This is a genomic window from Pseudomonas sp. G(2018) (genome assembly GCF_005502415.1).
Lineage (GTDB): Bacteria > Pseudomonadota > Gammaproteobacteria > Pseudomonadales > Pseudomonadaceae > Aquipseudomonas.
In genome coordinates this window covers 56,099-73,087 of the sequence record NZ_SCOO01000033.1, presented here as the reverse complement: position 1 = coordinate 73,087, position 16,989 = coordinate 56,099, and the positions used below count along the sequence as shown (strand labels likewise).

17 protein-coding genes and 4 pseudogenes are annotated in these 16,989 nt (G+C 61.6%); 13 read left to right on the top strand and 8 right to left on the bottom strand.

Annotated elements, in window-relative coordinates:
• The 3 genes and pseudogenes from FFS64_RS31830 to FFS64_RS24990 all read right to left on the bottom strand — a co-directional run.
• Positions 1 to 130, bottom strand: a pseudogene (locus FFS64_RS31830) (alpha/beta hydrolase); the annotation flags it as partial.
• A 67-nt stretch (positions 131 to 197) separates the two neighbouring features.
• A complete protein-coding gene (gene queD / locus FFS64_RS24995; protein ID WP_008056290.1) occupies positions 198 to 554 on the bottom strand; it encodes a 6-carboxytetrahydropterin synthase QueD in 357 nt (118 codons plus the stop codon).
• An 86-nt stretch (positions 555 to 640) separates the two neighbouring features.
• Positions 641 to 1,720, bottom strand: a complete 1,080-nt coding sequence (locus tag FFS64_RS24990; protein WP_137807552.1) for a patatin-like phospholipase family protein — start codon at positions 1,718 to 1,720, stop codon at positions 641 to 643.
• 189 nt (positions 1,721 to 1,909) lie between these two features.
• Here FFS64_RS24990 and FFS64_RS24985 point away from each other — a divergent pair, with 189 nt between their 5' ends.
• The 4 genes from FFS64_RS24985 to FFS64_RS24970 are packed head-to-tail and all read left to right on the top strand — an operon-like array spanning position 1,910 to position 4,532.
• Positions 1,910 to 2,221, top strand: coding sequence for a PepSY domain-containing protein (locus FFS64_RS24985; RefSeq protein WP_137807551.1), 312 nt, complete (start codon positions 1,910 to 1,912; stop codon positions 2,219 to 2,221).
• Positions 2,221 to 2,547 carry a PepSY domain-containing protein gene (locus FFS64_RS24980; protein ID WP_137807550.1) on the top strand — a complete coding sequence of 109 codons (327 nt, stop codon included), beginning with the start codon at positions 2,221 to 2,223 and terminating at the stop codon, positions 2,545 to 2,547. Before FFS64_RS24985 ends, FFS64_RS24980 begins: the two co-directional genes overlap by 1 nt.
• A gap of 3 nt (positions 2,548 to 2,550) precedes the next feature.
• Positions 2,551 to 3,219 carry a response regulator transcription factor gene (locus tag FFS64_RS24975; protein ID WP_137807549.1) on the top strand — a complete coding sequence of 223 codons (669 nt, stop codon included), beginning with the start codon at positions 2,551 to 2,553 and terminating at the stop codon, positions 3,217 to 3,219.
• Positions 3,216 to 4,532, top strand: coding sequence for a sensor histidine kinase (locus tag FFS64_RS24970; RefSeq protein WP_137807548.1), 1,317 nt, complete (start codon positions 3,216 to 3,218; stop codon positions 4,530 to 4,532). The genes FFS64_RS24975 and FFS64_RS24970 overlap by 4 nt, the downstream gene beginning before the upstream one ends.
• A 113-nt stretch (positions 4,533 to 4,645) precedes the next feature.
• On the opposite strand, the gene FFS64_RS24965 is transcribed toward FFS64_RS24970, so the two are convergent.
• The 3 genes and pseudogenes from FFS64_RS24965 to FFS64_RS32290 all read right to left on the bottom strand — a co-directional run.
• Positions 4,646 to 6,322 carry an MFS transporter gene (locus FFS64_RS24965; RefSeq protein WP_137807547.1) on the bottom strand — a complete coding sequence of 559 codons (1,677 nt, stop codon included), beginning with the start codon at positions 6,320 to 6,322 and terminating at the stop codon, positions 4,646 to 4,648.
• A 325-nt stretch (positions 6,323 to 6,647) separates the two neighbouring features.
• Positions 6,648 to 7,163, bottom strand: a pseudogene (locus FFS64_RS32295) (methyl-accepting chemotaxis protein); the annotation flags it as partial.
• A 342-nt stretch (positions 7,164 to 7,505) separates the two neighbouring features.
• Positions 7,506 to 8,576, bottom strand: a pseudogene (locus FFS64_RS32290) (HAMP domain-containing protein); the annotation flags it as partial.
• 458 nt (positions 8,577 to 9,034) lie between these two features.
• On the opposite strand from FFS64_RS32290, the gene FFS64_RS24955 reads away from it, so the two are divergent.
• The 3 genes and pseudogenes from FFS64_RS24955 (at position 9,035) to FFS64_RS32280 (ending at position 12,163) form a co-directional block, all read left to right on the top strand.
• The gene (locus tag FFS64_RS24955) at positions 9,035 to 10,351 is read left to right on the top strand and encodes a Na+/H+ antiporter family protein (RefSeq protein WP_137807545.1); all 1,317 of its coding nucleotides are present in this window, start codon (positions 9,035 to 9,037) and stop codon (positions 10,349 to 10,351) included.
• A gap of 129 nt (positions 10,352 to 10,480) precedes the next feature.
• A pseudogene (locus FFS64_RS32285) lies at positions 10,481 to 11,257 on the top strand (cache domain-containing protein); the annotation flags it as partial.
• A gap of 84 nt (positions 11,258 to 11,341) precedes the next feature.
• A complete protein-coding gene (locus tag FFS64_RS32280; RefSeq protein WP_372242187.1) occupies positions 11,342 to 12,163 on the top strand; it encodes a methyl-accepting chemotaxis protein in 822 nt (273 codons plus the stop codon).
• 58 nt (positions 12,164 to 12,221) lie between these two features.
• Here the strand turns inward: FFS64_RS32280 and FFS64_RS24945 are convergent, their stop codons facing one another.
• Positions 12,222 to 13,157, bottom strand: a complete 936-nt coding sequence (locus tag FFS64_RS24945; RefSeq protein WP_137807543.1) for a LysR family transcriptional regulator — start codon at positions 13,155 to 13,157, stop codon at positions 12,222 to 12,224.
• 148 nt (positions 13,158 to 13,305) lie between these two features.
• Here FFS64_RS24945 and FFS64_RS24940 point away from each other — a divergent pair, with 148 nt between their 5' ends.
• The 3 genes from FFS64_RS24940 (at position 13,306) to FFS64_RS24930 (ending at position 14,471) form a co-directional block, all read left to right on the top strand.
• On the top strand, positions 13,306 to 13,791 hold the full coding sequence (locus FFS64_RS24940) for a DMT family transporter (protein WP_137807542.1): 486 nt from the start codon (positions 13,306 to 13,308) through the stop codon (positions 13,789 to 13,791).
• A 2-nt stretch (positions 13,792 to 13,793) separates the two neighbouring features.
• Positions 13,794 to 14,243 carry a DMT family transporter gene (locus FFS64_RS24935; RefSeq protein ID WP_137807541.1) on the top strand — a complete coding sequence of 150 codons (450 nt, stop codon included), beginning with the start codon at positions 13,794 to 13,796 and terminating at the stop codon, positions 14,241 to 14,243.
• Between the two features lie 66 nt (positions 14,244 to 14,309).
• Positions 14,310 to 14,471, top strand: a complete 162-nt coding sequence (locus tag FFS64_RS24930) for a metallothionein (protein ID WP_095192833.1) — start codon at positions 14,310 to 14,312, stop codon at positions 14,469 to 14,471.
• Between the two features lie 61 nt (positions 14,472 to 14,532).
• Here FFS64_RS24930 and FFS64_RS24925 read toward each other — a convergent pair whose 3' ends face one another.
• Complete coding sequence (locus tag FFS64_RS24925) at positions 14,533 to 14,760, bottom strand: DUF6555 family protein (protein ID WP_060541575.1); 228 nt, start codon at positions 14,758 to 14,760, stop codon at positions 14,533 to 14,535.
• A gap of 147 nt (positions 14,761 to 14,907) precedes the next feature.
• Here FFS64_RS24925 and FFS64_RS24920 point away from each other — a divergent pair, with 147 nt between their 5' ends.
• The 3 genes from FFS64_RS24920 (at position 14,908) to FFS64_RS24910 (ending at position 16,943) form a co-directional block, all read left to right on the top strand.
• A complete protein-coding gene (locus FFS64_RS24920; RefSeq protein ID WP_137807540.1) occupies positions 14,908 to 15,687 on the top strand; it encodes a helix-turn-helix domain-containing protein in 780 nt (259 codons plus the stop codon).
• A 97-nt stretch (positions 15,688 to 15,784) separates the two neighbouring features.
• Positions 15,785 to 15,958: a DUF1427 family protein gene (locus tag FFS64_RS24915; RefSeq protein WP_137807539.1), complete on the top strand. Its 174-nt coding sequence runs from the start codon at positions 15,785 to 15,787 to the stop codon at positions 15,956 to 15,958.
• A 28-nt stretch (positions 15,959 to 15,986) separates the two neighbouring features.
• Entirely contained in the window at positions 15,987 to 16,943 is a 957-nt protein-coding gene (locus FFS64_RS24910) for a zinc-binding alcohol dehydrogenase family protein (protein WP_137807538.1), read from the top strand.
• Positions 16,944 to 16,989 lie beyond the last annotated feature (46 nt).

The window sequence follows — 16,989 nt, the reverse complement described above, 5'->3', positions numbered from 1 at the left end:
GCTTGATCGCTGTGCGTATATAGGTGGGCACAATCGCCCGCTGGATGTAATCGGGCAGCCCGCTAAACGTGGCCTCATGCTGGCGCACATGCTGCACGAACAGCGAGCCCCAGGGCGTCAGCGCTACCGGGTGTCATTCGCCCTCATGAAAAAACAGAGCGAATACCAGCCAAATTCAAGTTGCAGGGTTCCCCTGATTACTCCCCGCGATAGATGCACCCGCTGGTGCACGTCTCATGAATGCGGATCGCGCTGAGTTCCGGCAGCAATGGCTTGAGTTCGGCCCAGATGAATTTGGCCAACACTTCACTGGTCGGGTTTTCCAGGCCGGGGATGTCGTTCAGGTAGTTGTGGTCCAGCCGCTCATACAGCGGCTTGAAGATCGCCTTGATCTCCGAGAAGTCGCGGATCCAGCCGGTATGCGGATCGAGGTCGCCGCTCAGGTGAATCGCCACTTTGAACGAGTGGCCGTGCAGGCGCCCGCACTTGTGGCCGTCCGGGACGTGGGGCAAGCGGTGGGCGGATTCGAAGGTGAACTCTTTGAAAATTTCCACAGTGGTTTCAGCTCTGTTGAGGTGGCGATCGCGGCGGCGACGCTGGGGCAATTTGAACAGGCGCCGAGTTTAACAGCTTGTCCTGACTAAAGGGTCAGCAGGCGTTCGCCAAGGCGACCGTTGGCGACCAGTTCCAGAAATTCATCGCCCAACCGGCGGCTTTCATCCATGGTCGCGCGCCAGTATTTCTGCCGGCTCGGAGCGTCGCCCATGAAGCGCTTGAAGTCATTACGGTCCGGCAGTTTGCCGTAGGGCAGGCGCGCCAGGTATTGCTTCGACGGTGCCAGCAGCAGTACGTCTTGCAGGCGTGTCGGGCAGGCGCGGCGCCATGGCAGGGTCTTGTCGAACCAGCCGGGAATTACCCGGTCGGTGAAGTGCGGGTAGAGCACGATGTCGTTGCCGCTGTAGGGCAGGTCGAGGTGATAGTCCAGCAGGCCACCATCGCGGAACGTACCGGCACCGGCCCCCGGCAGGTCGCGCACGCCTTCCATCACCATCGGGATCGACCCCGAGGCGAGCAGGGCCTGGCGCAGATTGCCGGCGTTCAGGGCGACGAAACGCGACGGGAAATCATTCAATGCATCGACCGGTGGCGCCAGGCGCGGGTCGTGGATGATCAACCGTTCGAAGTGCCGCGACAGCCGCGCGCGACCGCGCAGGTTGTCGGCGATCACCGAAGACAGGCCCAGGCCCAGGCGGCCGCGATGATCGTCGGCGAGCAGGCCGTGGCTTTTGACCACCATGATGTTCAGGCGATAGTGAGCGTTGTCGAGGAGAGCGGCGTCGCGGCCGTCGAGCAAGTCATCGAGCATGCGCCGGGAACTCTGGCTGATCTGCGCCATGGTCACGCCCTTGGCGAAGTCTTGCTCGGTGTAAAGGTGGCCGAGACGGCGGATGCCTTCGGCGGCGTCCGGCAGGCAGGCGCTGGCGAAGCGCCAGGAGCCGACCGATGCCCCGATCAGCGAACGCTCCCGTGGCGCCGACGGCAGCCATTCGCCGAACAATGCCAGGTCCAGCCCCTGGATCCCCAGTGCCTTGGGGCCACCGGCGGCGCCCGGCAGCGTACCGACATCAGCGGCACTGAGACCGTTTTCTCGAATGCGCACAAAGGCACGCGGACCGGCCTTGATTGTCAGGCAGGGGAACTTGATGTGGATGGCGGTCATACCTGTCTCGAATATTGGCACGCGGGCAGGATTATAAACGGGTTCTTTGAGTGCATGAGTTCAATGTGGGGGCGAGCAGGCTAGCTCCCACAGGGATTGGGGGGGACCAATGATGGCCATTCAGTTTCAATTAAGTTCGAATGACTAAGGTTATGTCCATGGAAAAACACAAGAAATTCGGAGACACCCATGAAAACCCTGGTCGCCCTGTTCGTTGCACTTATCCTCTTCGGCCTTACCTCCAATCTCGCTCACACGCGTGACCTGCGCTCTGACGAAGTCCGGAAATTGATCGACGCTGGTACCATTGTGCCGATCGAGAAGATCGAGGCCGTGGCCATGGCCAGGCATCCGGGGGCGAAAATCATCGAAATCGAGTTGAAAAAAAGGTACGGCATTTACCTCTACCGGGTAGAGCTGACTGACGCGCAAGGCGTGGAATGGGAACTCGAACTGGATGCGGCCGATGGGCTTTTGCGCAAGGATCATCAGGATACTTAATGAAATCGTTTTTACCTCTTTCATCCACCCGCGCCGTCGGTTGCCTGGCCCTGACGCTTGTTGCATTCTGCTCGGCAACAATGGCCCGCGACCTCGATCAGGATGAGGCCCTGCGCCTGCGCCAGCAGGGTGTGATTCTGCCGCTGGAGCAAGTACTGCAAATCGCGCTGGATCGTTATCCCGGCGCCAAGCTGCTGGAAGCCGAGCTTGAAGAGAAGCACGACGTCTACATGTATGAAGTCGAGCTGTTGACCACTGAAGGCGTGGTCCGTGAACTCGACCTCGATGCCGCCACCGGCCGTTTATTGAAAGACAAGGAAGATTGACCGATGCGTTTGCTCCTGGTGGAAGACCATGTGCTCCTGGCCGACGAACTGATGGCCGGCCTCAATCGCCAAGGGTACGCCGTGGACTGGCTGGCCGACGGTCGCGACGCGGTGTACCAGGGCAGCAGCGAGCCTTATGACCTGATCATCCTCGACCTCGGCCTGCCGGGGTTGCCGGGGCTTGAAGTGTTGACGCAATGGCGCGCGGGCGGGCTGGCCACGCCCGTGCTGATTCTTACCGCCCGTGGTTCCTGGGCCGAGCGCATCGAAGGGCTCAAGGCCGGCGCCGACGATTATCTGACCAAGCCTTTTCATCCGGAAGAGTTGCACTTGCGGGTCCAGGCCCTGCTGCGCCGCTCCCACGGCCAGGTCAATCAACCCACCCTCAAGGCCGCCGGGCTGCAACTGGATGAAGGTCGTCAGTGTGTGATCCGCGACGGCGCGGATGTTCAGCTCACCGCCGCCGAATTCCGTTTGCTGCGTTACTTCATGCTGCACCCGGAGCAGATCCTTTCCAAAAGCCACCTTGCCGAACACCTCTACGACGGTGAAACCGAGCGTGACTCCAATGTGCTGGAAGTCCATGTCAATCACCTGCGACGCAAACTGGGGCGCAGCGTGATCGAAACCCGTCGCGGCCAGGGTTACCTGTTCGGCGGGCAAGCGCAGTGAGGTCGATCCAGCGTCGCTTGAGCCTGGGCCTGATCAGCGTGATGGTGGTGGTCGGCCTGGTATTGGCGCAAACCAGCCTGTGGCTGTTCGAAATGGGTTTGCAACGCTACCTCGAGGCCGGGCTGCGCAACGACAGCGAGAACCTGCTGGTGGCGCTGGTCCGCGGCCCGCAGGGCCTGCAACTGGATGAGCGAAACCTGTCGCCGGCCTATCAGCGGCCGTTTTCCGGGCATTATTTCCGCATCGACTTTGCCGACAGCCATTGGCGCTCCCGTTCGTTGTGGGACCAGGAACTGCCGCGACTCGACCATCCCGGTCTGCACAGCAACCTGCAATTGGGGCCGGAGGGACAGCAGCTGCTGGTATTGCGCTCGGACTATCGTCGCCTGGGCCAGTCGATCTCCATCAGCGTGGCGCAGGATTACACCCCGGTGCGCGAGAGCTTCCGGCGCATGCAGCAGCTCGGTCTCGGACTGGGTCTGGCGGGTTTGCTGCTGATTCTGCTGCTGCAACGGGTCACGGTGCGTCGCGCCCTGCGCCCTCTGGAAAAGGCACGGGAACAAATCGCGCAATTGCAGCAGGGCCAGCGCTCGCAACTCGATGACCAGGTGCCGGTGGAACTGGAACCGCTGGTGGCGCAGATCAACCATTTGCTGACCCACACCGAAGACAGCCTCAAGCGTTCGCGTAATGCCCTGGGCAATTTGGGACACGCTTTGAAAACCCCGCTGGCGGTGCTGTTGAGCCTGGCGTCAAGTGAGCAACTCGACGCGCACCCGCAACTGCGCAAGATCCTCAAGGCGCAACTGGATCAGGTTCAGCAACGGCTCAACCGCGAACTCAACCGCGCCCGCTTATCCGGCGACGCGCTGCCCGGTGCGCTGTTTGACTGCGACGCCGAATTGCCGGGGTTGCTGGCGACATTGAACATGATCCACGGCGAACACCTGAACCTGAGTTATCGGTCCCCGGCCGGGCTGCAATTGCCGTGGGATCGCGAAGACTTGCTGGAGTTGCTCGGCAACCTGCTGGACAACGCCTGCAAATGGGCGGATGCCGAGGTGCGCCTGGGTGTGGTCGAGACGGTGGACGGGTTTGAACTGTGTGTGGAAGACGACGGACCGGGCATTCCCGAAGACCGCCGCGAGCAGGTGTTTAGCCGTGGCACCCGGCTGGATGAACAAACTGACGGACATGGCCTGGGCCTGGGCATCGTGCGTGACATCGTCGACACCTGGGGCGGGGTGTTGCGGTTAGAGGAGAGCGAGTGGGGTGGGTTGAAGGTGCTGATCGAGTTGCCTAAACGCACCTGAATCAAGCGACGCGAAACTTGTGGGAGCGGGCTTTCAGTCACATCAATGTCGGATGTGCCACAGTCTTCGCGGGCAAGCCCGCTCCCACAGGGATTGCGTTTCGCTTCACATCTTCATGTGTGATGAATCTCCCGATCCTTGGTTTCCGGCATGAAGAAGATCCCCAGGACCGCCGTCATCACCGCGATGACAATCGGGTACCACAGCCCGTAGTAGATATCCCCCGTGGCCGCAACCATGGCGAACGCCACCGTCGGCAGAAACCCGCCGAACCAGCCGTTACCGATGTGGTAGGGCAGCGACATCGAGGTGTAGCGGATGCGCGCCGGGAACAGTTCCACCAGCCAGGCGGCGATCGGGCCATAGACCATGGTCACGTAGATCACCAGGATCGTCAGGAGCAGCAGCACCATCGGATAGTTGGTCTTGGCCGGGTCGGCCTTCTCGGGGTAGCCGGCCTCCTTGAGAGCGGTGGCGAGGGTGGCGGTGAACGCGTCGTTCTGCGTCTTGAAGTCGGCGGCCGGCATGCCGGTGCCTTCGAAGCTCGTGATCACGTTCTCGCCGACACGGACCTGGGCCACGGTGCCCGGTTCGGCCTTCACGTTCTCATAGGGGATGGCCCGCTTGGCCAGGACAGTCTTGGCCAGGTCGCAGGAACTGGTGAATTTGGCCTTGCCCACCGGGTCGAACTGGAACGAACACTGGCCGGGATCAGCAATCACCGTGACCGGGTTTTTCTCCTGCGCGACGAACACATCAGGGTTACCGTATTGGGTCAGTGCAGTGAAGATCGGGAAGTAGGTCAACGCCGCCAGAATGCAGCCGGCCATGATGATGCCCTTGCGGCCGATGCGGTCGGACAGGCTGCCGAAGATGACGAAGAACGGCGTGCCGATCAGCAGCGAACCGGCAATCAACAAGTTGGCGGTCTGCGCGTCGATCTTCAGCGTCTGCAACAGGAAGAACAGCGCATAGAACTGCCCGGTGTACCAGACCACGGCCTGGCCGGCGGTGCCGCCGAGCAGGGCCATGATCACGATCTTCAGGTTATCCCAGCGGGCGAAGGATTCGGTCAGTGGCGCCTTGGAAGCCTTGCCTTCGGCCTTCATTTTCATGAACACCGGTGACTCGCTCAGTTGCAGGCGGATGTACACCGAAATGACCAGCAGCAGAATCGACAGCAGGAATGGAATCCGCCAGCCCCAGGCTTCGAAGGCTTCATTGCCCAGCGCGGTGCGACAGGCGAGGATCACCAGCAGCGAAAGAAACAGGCCGAGGGTCGCGGTCGTCTGAATCCACGAGGTGAAATAACCGCGCTTGCCTTTCGGTGCATGCTCGGCCACGTAGGTCGCCGCTCCGCCGTACTCACCCCCCAGCGCCAGGCCTTGCAACAGCCGCAGGGTGATCAGGATGATCGGCGCTGCTACACCGATGGTCGCATAGCCGGGCAGGAAGCCCACCACCGCCGTGGAAACACCCATGATCACGATGGTGATGAGGAAGGTGTGTTTGCGCCCGATCATATCGCCCAACCGGCCGAACACAATGGCCCCGAAGGGGCGGACGGCGAAGCCCGCGGCAAACGCGAGCAGGGCGAAGATGAAGGAAGTGGTCTCGTTGACGCCGGCGAAGAAGTGCTTGGCGATGATCGCGGCGAGTGAGCCGTATAGATAGAAGTCGTACCATTCGAACACGGTGCCCAGGGACGAGGCGAATATGACCTTGCGCTCCTCCCTGGTGATCCCCCGGTTGGGCGCGCTGCCCGTGGTTGTATTGTCGATTGCCGCCATGAGTTTTCTCCGTTGTTCTTGTTTAAGGCCGGAGTACCTTCAGTGTTGTTGCCGCACCCTGGCCCTGGGGCTGATGTCATCGGACTACGGACTACGGACTACGGACTACGGACTACGGACTACGGACTACGGACTACGGACTACGGATTGCGCGAAGCGTGGACACGAACAGACGGCCTCGCATCGCTGCAAGGTTTCATGAAGCATAATCGGCTTTGTGCAGATATCCACTCGACGGGAATGCAGCAGGGGCAGCAGGTCAGACACAAGACCTGCGGGAGCGAGCAGGCTCGCTCCCACAAGGTTTCAGTGGGGCAGGAAGGGATTAAACGCGGAACTGATCCATCAGGCTTTGCTGTTGATTGGCCAGGCTATTGAGCGACTGACTCACCCGCGCCGACTCATTGGCCTGCCCCGACAGCGACTCGGTCACGTCGCGAATGGTCGCCACGTTGTTGTTGATCTCCTCGGCCACCGCGCTTTGCTCTTCGGCGGCGCTGGCGATCTGCAGGTTCATGTCGCTGATGACGGTCACCGCATCGCCGATCTGCCGCAGCGCTATCACGGCCTGGCCGACCTGCTCGACGCTGCCCTGGGCCTGGCGATGGCTGTTGCCCATCGAACCCACCACATCCTGGGTGCCGCTTTGCAGTTGTTCGATCACCAGGCGGGTTTCTTCCACCGACTCCTGAGTGCGCCGCGCCAGGTTGCGCACTTCATCGGCCACCACGGCAAAACCGCGCCCGGCCTCACCGGCACGGGCCGCTTCAATCGCCGCGTTGAGTGCCAGCAGGTTGGTCTGTTCGGCGATGGCGCGGATCACTTCCAGAACCGAACCGATCTTCTCGCTGTTGGCGGCCAGGCCTTCGACCTGGGCCATCGCCGCGCCCATGTCGGTGGCGAGGTTGTCGATGCTGGCGGTGGTGCGGTCAATCACGGTCAGGCCCTGGCGGGTCGCCTGATCCGCGTCCCGCGCGGCCTGGGCTGCCTGGGCTGCACTGCGGGCGACGTCCTGGGCGGTGGCACTCATTTCGTGGGAGGCGGTCGCGACCTGATCCACCTGGCGATATTGCTGCTCCATGCCGGCACTGGTCTGGGTGGCGATGGCGGATGACTGGTCCGCGGTGCTGCGGGCGTCCTGCACCGAGCGTTTGACCTCGGCGATGATCGGTTGCAGCTTGTCGAGGAATCGGTTGAACCAGCCGGCCAACTGGCCCAGTTCATCCTGTTTGTCGTAGGCCAGGCGGCGGGTCAGGTCACCTTCGCCGCTGGCGATGTCTTCGAGCATGTGCGCCACACCGAGGATCGGCTTGGTCACGCTGCGCGCCATCAGCCAAACCAGCAGCAGGCCGATCAACGCGGCCAGCACACCCAGGCCGAGTTCGGTCAGGGTGCCGGCGGTGTTGCTTTCATCCAGTTGTTTTTTCAACGCTTCGGCCGGGCCGACCAGCACCTTCTCCGGCGCATCGAGCAACACGCCCCAGGCCTTGCCGTCCGGAATCGGCTGGAACGGCGCCAGCACCTTGAGCTGCTGATCGCTGTGCAGGCTGGCAATCTTGCTGCTGGTGGCCAGCATGCGCATCAGTTCGGCACCGGTGCGCGGATCCACGGCTTCCAGGCGCTGGCTGAGTTTGCTGGCGTCCGGGCTGTAGCCGGCGAGCAAACCGGCGGGACTGACAATGCTGACGCTGGTCTGACCGTCATAGAGCTTCTTGCTCGCGCTCTGGCTGATCGCTTGCAGGCTGTTGAGGTTGATGTCCACCGACAGCGAAGCGATGACCTTGCCGTTGACCATCAGCGGGAAAACGATGCTGGTCATTAGCACGTTCTGGCCGTCGATCACATAGAAGTAGGGTTCTATCACGCAGGGCTTGAGGCGGGTGCGTGGGCAGGTGAACCAGGCGTTGGCCGGTTCGCCGCTGGGGCCGGTGCTGGTGTCGGCCATGTCTTTTTCCGGCAGCGGCATGGAGGTCAGCTCGCCTGGCGTCGGTTGCGACCAGTACAACGCAAAGCGTCCCTTTTCATTGCTTCCGATGTCGCTTTGGCCAGCAAACAGCTCGTCCTTGCCGTCCAGTCCGTTGGGTTCGAACACCAGGGACAGGCCGAGCAGTTCCGGGTTGGCTTGCAGTGCCGACTTGACCTGGCGGGTCAGGTCTTCGCGCAGGTCAAAGGCATCGAGGAAGCGCTTCTCGGCCTGGTCGCGCAGGAACAGAACCTGCCGCGAGAAACCATGGCCATATTGATAGGCGTCCATGAACTGCTGGCGAATCCCCAGCGCCTGGTTTTCACCCTGGGATTCGATCCGCGCCTGGGCGGCTTCGGTCAACATCTCCATGCTCGAGGCTTTCACCAGCTCGGAGCTGTGCTCCATGCGATACAGCGAAAGACCCACCAGCAGGGTCACGATGCCCGCCAGGCACAGCCCGGCCAGCAGGGTGATTTTCCATTGAATGGAAAGTTGTCTGAGCGACATGGAGGCGTCCTTTATTCGATAAATATCTGAGACTTTGCACTGTAGCGGCCAAAAAGCAGCGTTCTTGAGCCACAAGCGGCAAGTCTCAAGTGAAATGCGTAAAAGCTTGTCGCTTGAGGCTTGCAGCTCGAAGCTGCTTCAGTCAAAGTTCGCGCCCTCTAATAAAACCATTCCCTAATCCGCTGGCGGCTCTTGCAGACTGCCGGACGGAGTCTTTCCGTTTGTCTCGAGGTAATGAAATGAATGCAGTGATTGCCGCGGTCGGCATCATGCTGATACTCAGTCTGTCCCGCGTGCATGTGGTCATCGCGCTGATCGTCGGTGCGCTGGTGGGTGGCCTGACCGGTGGCCTGGGTATCGAAGCGACGCTCAAGGCTTTCAACAGCGGCCTCGGTGGTGGGGCGACGGTAGCCTTGTCCTACGCGTTGCTCGGCGCTTTCGCCGTGGCCATTGCCAAGTCCGGCCTGGCCCACGCCCTGGCCGACAGGGCACTGGCGATGGTCGATCGCCAGCACGCTACCGGTGGCCGCCAGGTCAAATGGCTACTGATCGGCCTGCTCTGGGTGGTGGCCATTGCCTCGCAGAACATCTTGCCGATCCATATCGCCTTCATTCCATTGCTGGTGCCACCGCTTTTGTACGTGTTGACCAAGCTGCAACTGGATCGTCGGTTGATCGCCTGTGTCATCACCTTCGGCCTGATCACCCCATACATGTTCCTGCCGGTGGGTTTCGGCAACATCTTCCTCAATGAAATCCTGCTGGCCAACGTCGCCCGCAGCGGCGTGGACATCAGCGGCATCAACGTCACCCACGCCATGGGTATTCCGGCGCTGGGCATGCTGGTCGGTCTTGGCGTGGCATTTATCAGCTACCGCAAGAAGCGTGTCTACGACCTGGAAAAGATCGAGCAAGTGGAACAGGTGGCGGTGCAGTACAACCCGTTGAGCCTGGTGGTGGCGGGCCTGGCCATCGCGGCGGCGTTCATCATTCAGTTGCTGCTGGACTCGATGATTATCGGCGCACTGGCCGGCTTCCTGATTTTCTCGGTGTCGGGCATCGTCAAGTGGCGTGACACCGATGACCTGTTCACCGAAGGCATGAAGATGATGGCGATGATCGGCTTCATCATGATTGCCGCCTCCGGGTTCGGCGAAGTGATCAAGGCCACCGGGCAAGTGCAGACGCTGGTCGAAACCTCCGCTGCGTGGATCGGCCACAGCAAAGCCGTGGGTGCCTTGCTGATGCTGCTGGTCGGTCTGCTGGTGACCATGGGCATCGGCTCGTCATTTTCCACGGTGCCGATCCTGGCGGTGATTTTCGTGCCGCTGTGCGTGCAGCTGGGTTTCAGCCCGATCGCCATCGTGTGCATCGTCGGCACCGCCGGCGCCCTGGGTGACGCCGGCTCGCCGGCCTCGGATTCGACCCTCGGCCCGACCTCCGGTCTGAACATCGATGGCCAGCATCACCACATCTGGGACACCGTGGTCCCGACCTTCCTGCACTACAACCTGCCGTTGCTGGCGTTTGGCTGGTTGGCCGCGATGGTCCTCTAAAACACCGTTTACCCTGTGGGAGTGGGCAAGCCCGCTCCCACAGGGGATTGCGGTATCCCCTGATTCAACTTTTGACCTGGCGTGCCGTTAAAGCCTTTACCCACGCCAATAAAATCAAGAGTGAACGTCATGCGCATGAGCCTGAAGGCCAAAGTCCTGTCCCTTGCCGTCCTGCCGGTGCTGCTCTTTGCGCTGGTCATCAGCCTGACCACGTTGTTCATCCTGCAGGGCCAGGCCCGGCAGGAAGTCGAGGAAACCCGCAAGCGCCTGCTCAGCGATGCCAAGGCCACCCTGCAAAGCTATGTTGCCGTGGCCATGACCACGATCAAGCCACTTTACGACGCTGCCGCCCAAGGCGATGACGCGGCGCGAGCCCAGGCGATCAAGTTGTTGTCGAGCATCAGCTACGGCAAGGACGGCTATTTCTTCGGCTACGACTCCAACACCGTGCGCCTGTTCAAGGCTAACAGCCCCGAGGGTGTGGGCCAGAGCTTCAAGGACAACCGCGATCCCAACGGCGTCTACGTCAACCGTGACCTGGTGAAAGTCGCCAAGGACGGTACGCATTACCTGCAATACAGCTCGCCGCTGCCGGGCAACAACCAGGTGCTGGTGCCCAAGCTCGGCTACACCGAATACCTGCCGAAGTGGGACATGGCGGTCGGTACCTCGGTCAACCTCGACGGCATCGAGGCGCAAGTGGCCGTGGTCCAAGCCAAAGTCCAGGAACGCATGCAAGGCGTGGTGCTGAGCATTGTCGGTGTGGCGGTGGTGGTGCTGTTGCTGATTGCCGCAGCGGGGATGCTGTTGGCCAACACCATCCTGCGTCCGCTGAACCTGATGAAAAACAACCTCGACGACATTGCGGCGGGCGAAGGCGACCTGACCCGCCGTCTGGCCATCACCAGCCAGGATGAATTGGGCGAACTGGCCGGTTCGTTCAACCGTTTTGTCGACAAGATCCATGGCCTGGTGCGCCAGATCACCGAAATGACCTCGCAACTGACCGGGCTGGTGAATCAGGTCTCCGACCAGGCCCAGCGTTCGGATCAGGCCATGGAGCGCCAGCGTCACGAAACCGATCAGGTCGCCACGGCGATCAATGAAATGTCCGCCGCCGCTCAGGAAGTGGCAAAGAGTGCACAAAACGCCGCGGTGGCCGCGCAGCAGACCGACGAGGAAGGCCAGGCCGCCAAGCGCGTGGTGGCTGGCAGCATCGTGAAGATTCATGCGTTGGTGGATGACATTCGCAGCAGCGGTGTGTCTCTGGACAGCCTGCAAAAAGACGTGTCGTCGATTGTCAGTGTACTGGGGGTGATCCGCTCGATTGCCGAACAGACCAACCTGCTGGCGCTCAACGCGGCCATCGAAGCGGCCCGCGCCGGTGAGGCCGGGCGTGGTTTTGCGGTGGTGGCCGATGAGGTGCGGGCGCTGGCCAGTCGCACGCAAATCAGCACCCAGGAAATCCAGGGCATGATCGACCGCTTGCAGGCCGGTACCCAGTCGGCGGTGGAAGCCATGCGCCGCTCCAGCGAGGCCGGTGACGGTACTTCGGCCCAGGCCAACGAAGCGGGTGCATCCCTGGACACCATGGCGCAGCTGATCGCCACCATCAATTCGATGAACGCACAGATCGCCAGTGCCGCCGAAGAACAGACTGCCGTGGCCGAAGAGATCAACCGCAGCGTGCATCAGATCGCGGTGGCGGTGGATAACGTGGCCGGTGAGACCCAACTGGGTGCGCAAACTTCCAGGAGTCTTGCGGATCTGGGGCAGCGTCTTGGTGGCCTGGTCGGACAGTTCCGTATCTGACACCTCCGAACCTGTGGGAGCGGGCAAGCCCGCTCCCACAGGGATCGTGGCGCTCGATCTACTGCCTGTCCCAGTACGGCACCTCGCCAAAACACTCGACAAAGAAATCAATCACCGTCCGCACCTTCACTGACAGGCGCCGGCTCCCGGGCCACAGCACGGCGATCTGCTGCGGCTCAAGGCTGTTCGACACCTGATAGTTCCCCAGCACCGGCACCAGCGTGCCGTTGCGCACCGCTTCCCCGATCAGCCATGACGGAAACATCACCAGCCCAAGGCCCTGTTCAGCGGCCTGGGTCAGGGTGTCGGCGTGGTTGCCGGTGATCGGACCCTTCACCGAACAGGGCGTCCAAGGCTGCTGGCCTTTGCGGAAGAACCAGCGCTGTTGGCCGGTGACGCCCTTGTAGGCCAGGCACTGGTGGGACGCCAGGTCAGCGGGATGTTGCGGCGTGCCGTGCCGCTCAAGATAAGCCGGGCTCGCCGCTACCTGAAAGCGATGGGGGGCCAGGATCCGCGCCTGCATGCTGGAATCGTGCAGTGGCCCGATGCGGAACAGCAGGTCGGCGCCTTCCTGCAAGGGGTCGATGTAACTGTCGGTCTGCTGGATATCCAATTGCAGTTTCGGGTAACGCGCGCATAACTGCCCCAGCCACGGCGTCAGGTGCCGTTGACCAAACACCACCGGCGCATTGATCCGAACCAGTCCGCTGGGTTCGCTTTGCTGTTCCTGCAGGGCCTGTTCGGCTTCCTCCAGTTGCACCAGCACCAGCCGCGCATGGTGACCGAGCATGCGCCCGGCTTCGGTGGGTGTGACGGCGCGGGTGTGACGGTAGAGCAATTGCTGGCTCAGGGCCTGTTCCATCAACTGGATTTGTCGAGAAATGGAAGAGGGCGCCAGGCCTTCGCGGCGGGCGACTTCGGAAAAGCTGCCGTGGTCGAGCACTGCGACAAACAGCCGAAGCGCCTTGAATCCCAGTTCGTTGAAGCCCTGCATGTTTCATCCTGTTGTGCGAGTTGCGCAAAAGTGTTGTCAGGATGCTCCCATTTATCGCAAAGCGTCGCCACCCGATAATTGTGGGAGCGGGCTTGCTCGCTCCCATAAGGGTTTTGTGTGTTATCTGATAAGGGGCAGGCGCTTCTCTATGCAAACTTCTTCAATGGAAATCGCTGCATCACCCGCGACCAAACCGGGTTTGCGGCTTTTACTTCTACCCCTGGTCATCCTGGCCGGCATGGGCCTTTCCGTGGAAGCCGGGCTGCTCGGGCCTCTGGGCGTTCAGGTCGGGCACTTGTGGGCGACCTTGAGCATCTTCGGCGTCGGCTCGGCGATTCTGTTTCTGCTGTTGCTGTTCAGCGGCCCGCAGCGGGGGCCGGCCCTGAGCGAACTGCCGCGCTGGCAATTGATCGGCGGCTTTCTCGGGCCGATCTACGTGGTGGTGCTGACGCTGGCCACGCCGCACATCGGCATTGCCATGACCATGATCGCGATCCTGTCCGGGCAGGTCGGCAAAAGCGTGCTGATCGACCACTTCGGCTGGTTCGGCGCTCCCCGGAAAAAGGTCAATGCGCAGCGCTGGCTGGCCTTGCTGCTGATTGTCGCAGCACTTGTTCTGATTGCTCGGGGTTGAAGATGAGTCTGATTATTTTGCTGGTGGTGGTCGTGGCGGCTGGTGCTGTGCTAAGTGTGCAGGCCGCCATCAACGGGCGTCTGGGTGAAACGGTTGGCGTGCTGCGTAGCAGTTTGCTGACGTTCGTGGTCGGGGCGGTGAGCACCGGGTTGCTGATTGTATTTTTCGAACCGGCCCATGCCGTGAGCCTGCTGGACGTGCCGAAGTGGCAGCTCAGCGGCGCACTGTTTGGTGTCGTCTACATGATGGTGATGGTGGGCGCGGTGCCACGGATCGGGACTGCGGTGGCGACGGTGGCGGTGATCGTCGGGCAGTTGGGGATGGGGATGTTGATCGACAATTTTGGCTGGCTGGGCAATCCGGCAATCGAATTGTCCGGCAGTCGGATAGTGGCGATGGCGCTTTTGGGCCTGGCGCTGGTGTTCATGTATCGCAGCGGCAGTCGGGCCTGACTCCTACACTGGTTAGACGGGTTGTTTATCCAGCCCCCGACGACCACCACAAAAGGAGTCAGCTCCATGACCGACGACCGTAAGTGTGACTGTCCTAAATGTAACTGCAAGCTTGGCGAGCATCCGATCGTGCGTCACGGCAAACACTATTGCTGTGAAGCCTGCGCCAAGCACCATGAGCACGGTGAGGAATGTGTCCATCAAGGCTGCAAGTGCGCCCATGGTTGATAGCGATCGCGCATTGAAAAAGTGGAGCCTGATCGGGCTCCGCTTTTAGTTTCAAAAGGCCTCAATTCGCCGGCCGCCACTTGACGTTTTCCACGCCGAATTTCTCTGCCATCGGCTTGCTGGTCTTTTGCACCTTTTCCCGGCCAAAGCGCGGAATCCGGCCGACCCCCGCATCGCAACTGGCCCAATGCCAGGCTTCGGCGTTGTCCATTTTGTCCAGACGGATGATGAACGACTTGGGCACGCCGTGAAGGGTGTACTCAATGACGAAGAGTTTTGCGCTGTTCATATGGCCCGTATTCCTCCCTGTTGTACATAAACGGATCGCAGGCCACACGGAAAATTCATTCGGATTGTCAGACGGTTGCGCTCTCTGGCGGGCTGTCTGGCGTCTGGTTAACATAAAGCCTTCCGCCAACCCCAATGATCATTGCCCATGGCCCTTGCCGCCCCGCCGGATCTGAGTGACACCGATGTGCCCGTGCAACCGCTGGCGCGAACTTATCCGCGCGGGTTGTTCATCGAGCCGCATGAGCATGTCTGGGGGCAATTGCTGTATGCGATGAGCGGGGTGATGTGGGTCGAAACGCCCCATGAGGCGCTGGTGGTGCCGCCGCAGCGAGCGGTGTGGTTGCCGCCGGGCGTGCCCCATGCCATCCGGGTGGTGTCAGACCTGCAGATGCGCAACATCTACCTTCGACCCTCCCTGGCGGCAACGCTCGATGACAGCGTGCAAGTGATCGAAGTCGGCGGGTTGTTGCGCGAGTTGATCCTCGGCCTGGTGGAGCAGGGCGACGACGGTGCCCCGGAGTATTACGAAGCCTTGGTGGGGCTGGCATTGCTGGAGCTCAAGCGGGCCAGGCGCTCGCTGATGAAAATCCCGCTGCCGGACGATTCCGACCGGCGCCTGATGAACCTGTGCCAGGCGGTCATGGCCCAGCCATCCCTGGACATTCCTTTCGAACAACATGCGGAAAACGCCGGTGCCAGTGTGCGCACCCTGGCGCGGCTGTTCAAGGATGGCCTGGGCATGGGCTTTGCCGAATGGCGGCGGCAGGTGCAACTGGCGACGGCGGCGGCCGAATTGAGCCAGGGTGTGCCGGTCAGTGCGATTGCCCGGGAGTTGGGCTATTCCCCCAGCAGTTTCAGCGACATGTTCCGCCGGGAACTGGGTGTCGCGCCTTCGCAGTTTGTGGGAGCAAGCTCGCTCCTATAGGGGCAAGGTTTGGCCGAAATTCAGAAGCACTTGGCCGATGCTCGCCGTCACGGATCCCTAGACTTTGGGCATACCTCAATTGCCCCCGGAGTCTGCCATGAGCTACTTCATTTCACTGGTTATCGGCCTGGGCGTCGGCCTGCTCTACGGTGCCCTGGATTTCCGTTCTCCCGCACCACCGGCCATCGCGCTGATAGGGCTGCTCGGCATGCTGGCCGGCGAAAAAATCTGGCCGATGGGCCGGCAGCTGGTGGCTGGCTGGATCTCCTGAATCCCTTTATTTACTGGATGGAAATGTCATGAAAGCGTTGCAGTTCGACAAAACCGGCGATCTCTCGGCCCTGCGCTATGTCGAGGTACCCACCCCCGTTCCCGGCGCCGATGAAGTGCTGGTCGAGATCAAGGCCGCCGGGCTCAACCCCAGCGATGTGAAGAACGTGCTGGGCCGCTTTCCCTACACCACCCTGCCGCGGATTCCCGGTCGCGATTTTGCCGGCATCGTCGTTGAAGGTCCGCCAGCGCTGCTCGGTCAGCAGGTGTGGGGCACTGGCCGTGAACTGGGTTTTTTCGCCGATGGCTCCCATGCGCAGTTCGTCAAACTGCCGGCCGCGGGTGTCGCACTCAAGCCCACTCACCTGAGTTTTGCCCAGGCCGCCAGTCTCGGTGTGCCTTACACCACGGCGTGGGACGCGCTGGAACGTAGCCAGGTGACGGCACAAACCCGTTTGCTGGTGATCGGTGGCGGGGCGGTGGGCAGTGCCGCGCTGGCATTGGCGAAAGTGCGCGGTGCCCAGGTGCTGGCGGCGGCGCGGCGGCCGGAGCAGGTCAAGGACTTGCAGGCCCAGGGTTATCAGACGCTGCAACTGGACAAACCCGAAGACTTGGGCGCACAGGTCAATGCCGTGTTCACGGGCGGCGCTGACGTGATTTTCGACACCACCGGCTTTTGGCTACCGGCCTCCGTCGCGGCATTGGCCACGTTCGGGCGCATCGCCATTATCGCCGCGCCGGTGGACGGCATGGTGCAGTTGCCGGCACTGGCGCTGTATCGCAAGGGCGGATCGGTAGTGGGGATCAACTCGTTGCTGTACGGCGTGCAAACCTGCGCGGCCATGCTGGATCAGTTCGGCCAATTCTTCGATCAGGACTTGTTGCCGTTGCCGCAAGGACTGTTCGAGTCGCCGTTGGCCGAAGGCCTGGAGCGCTATTCGGAAGTCAACCAGGGCAGCGGCGACAAAGTGATTCTATTGCCGTAACCCTGATCTATGTGGGAGCGAGCCTGCTCGCGACAGCGCAGTGTCA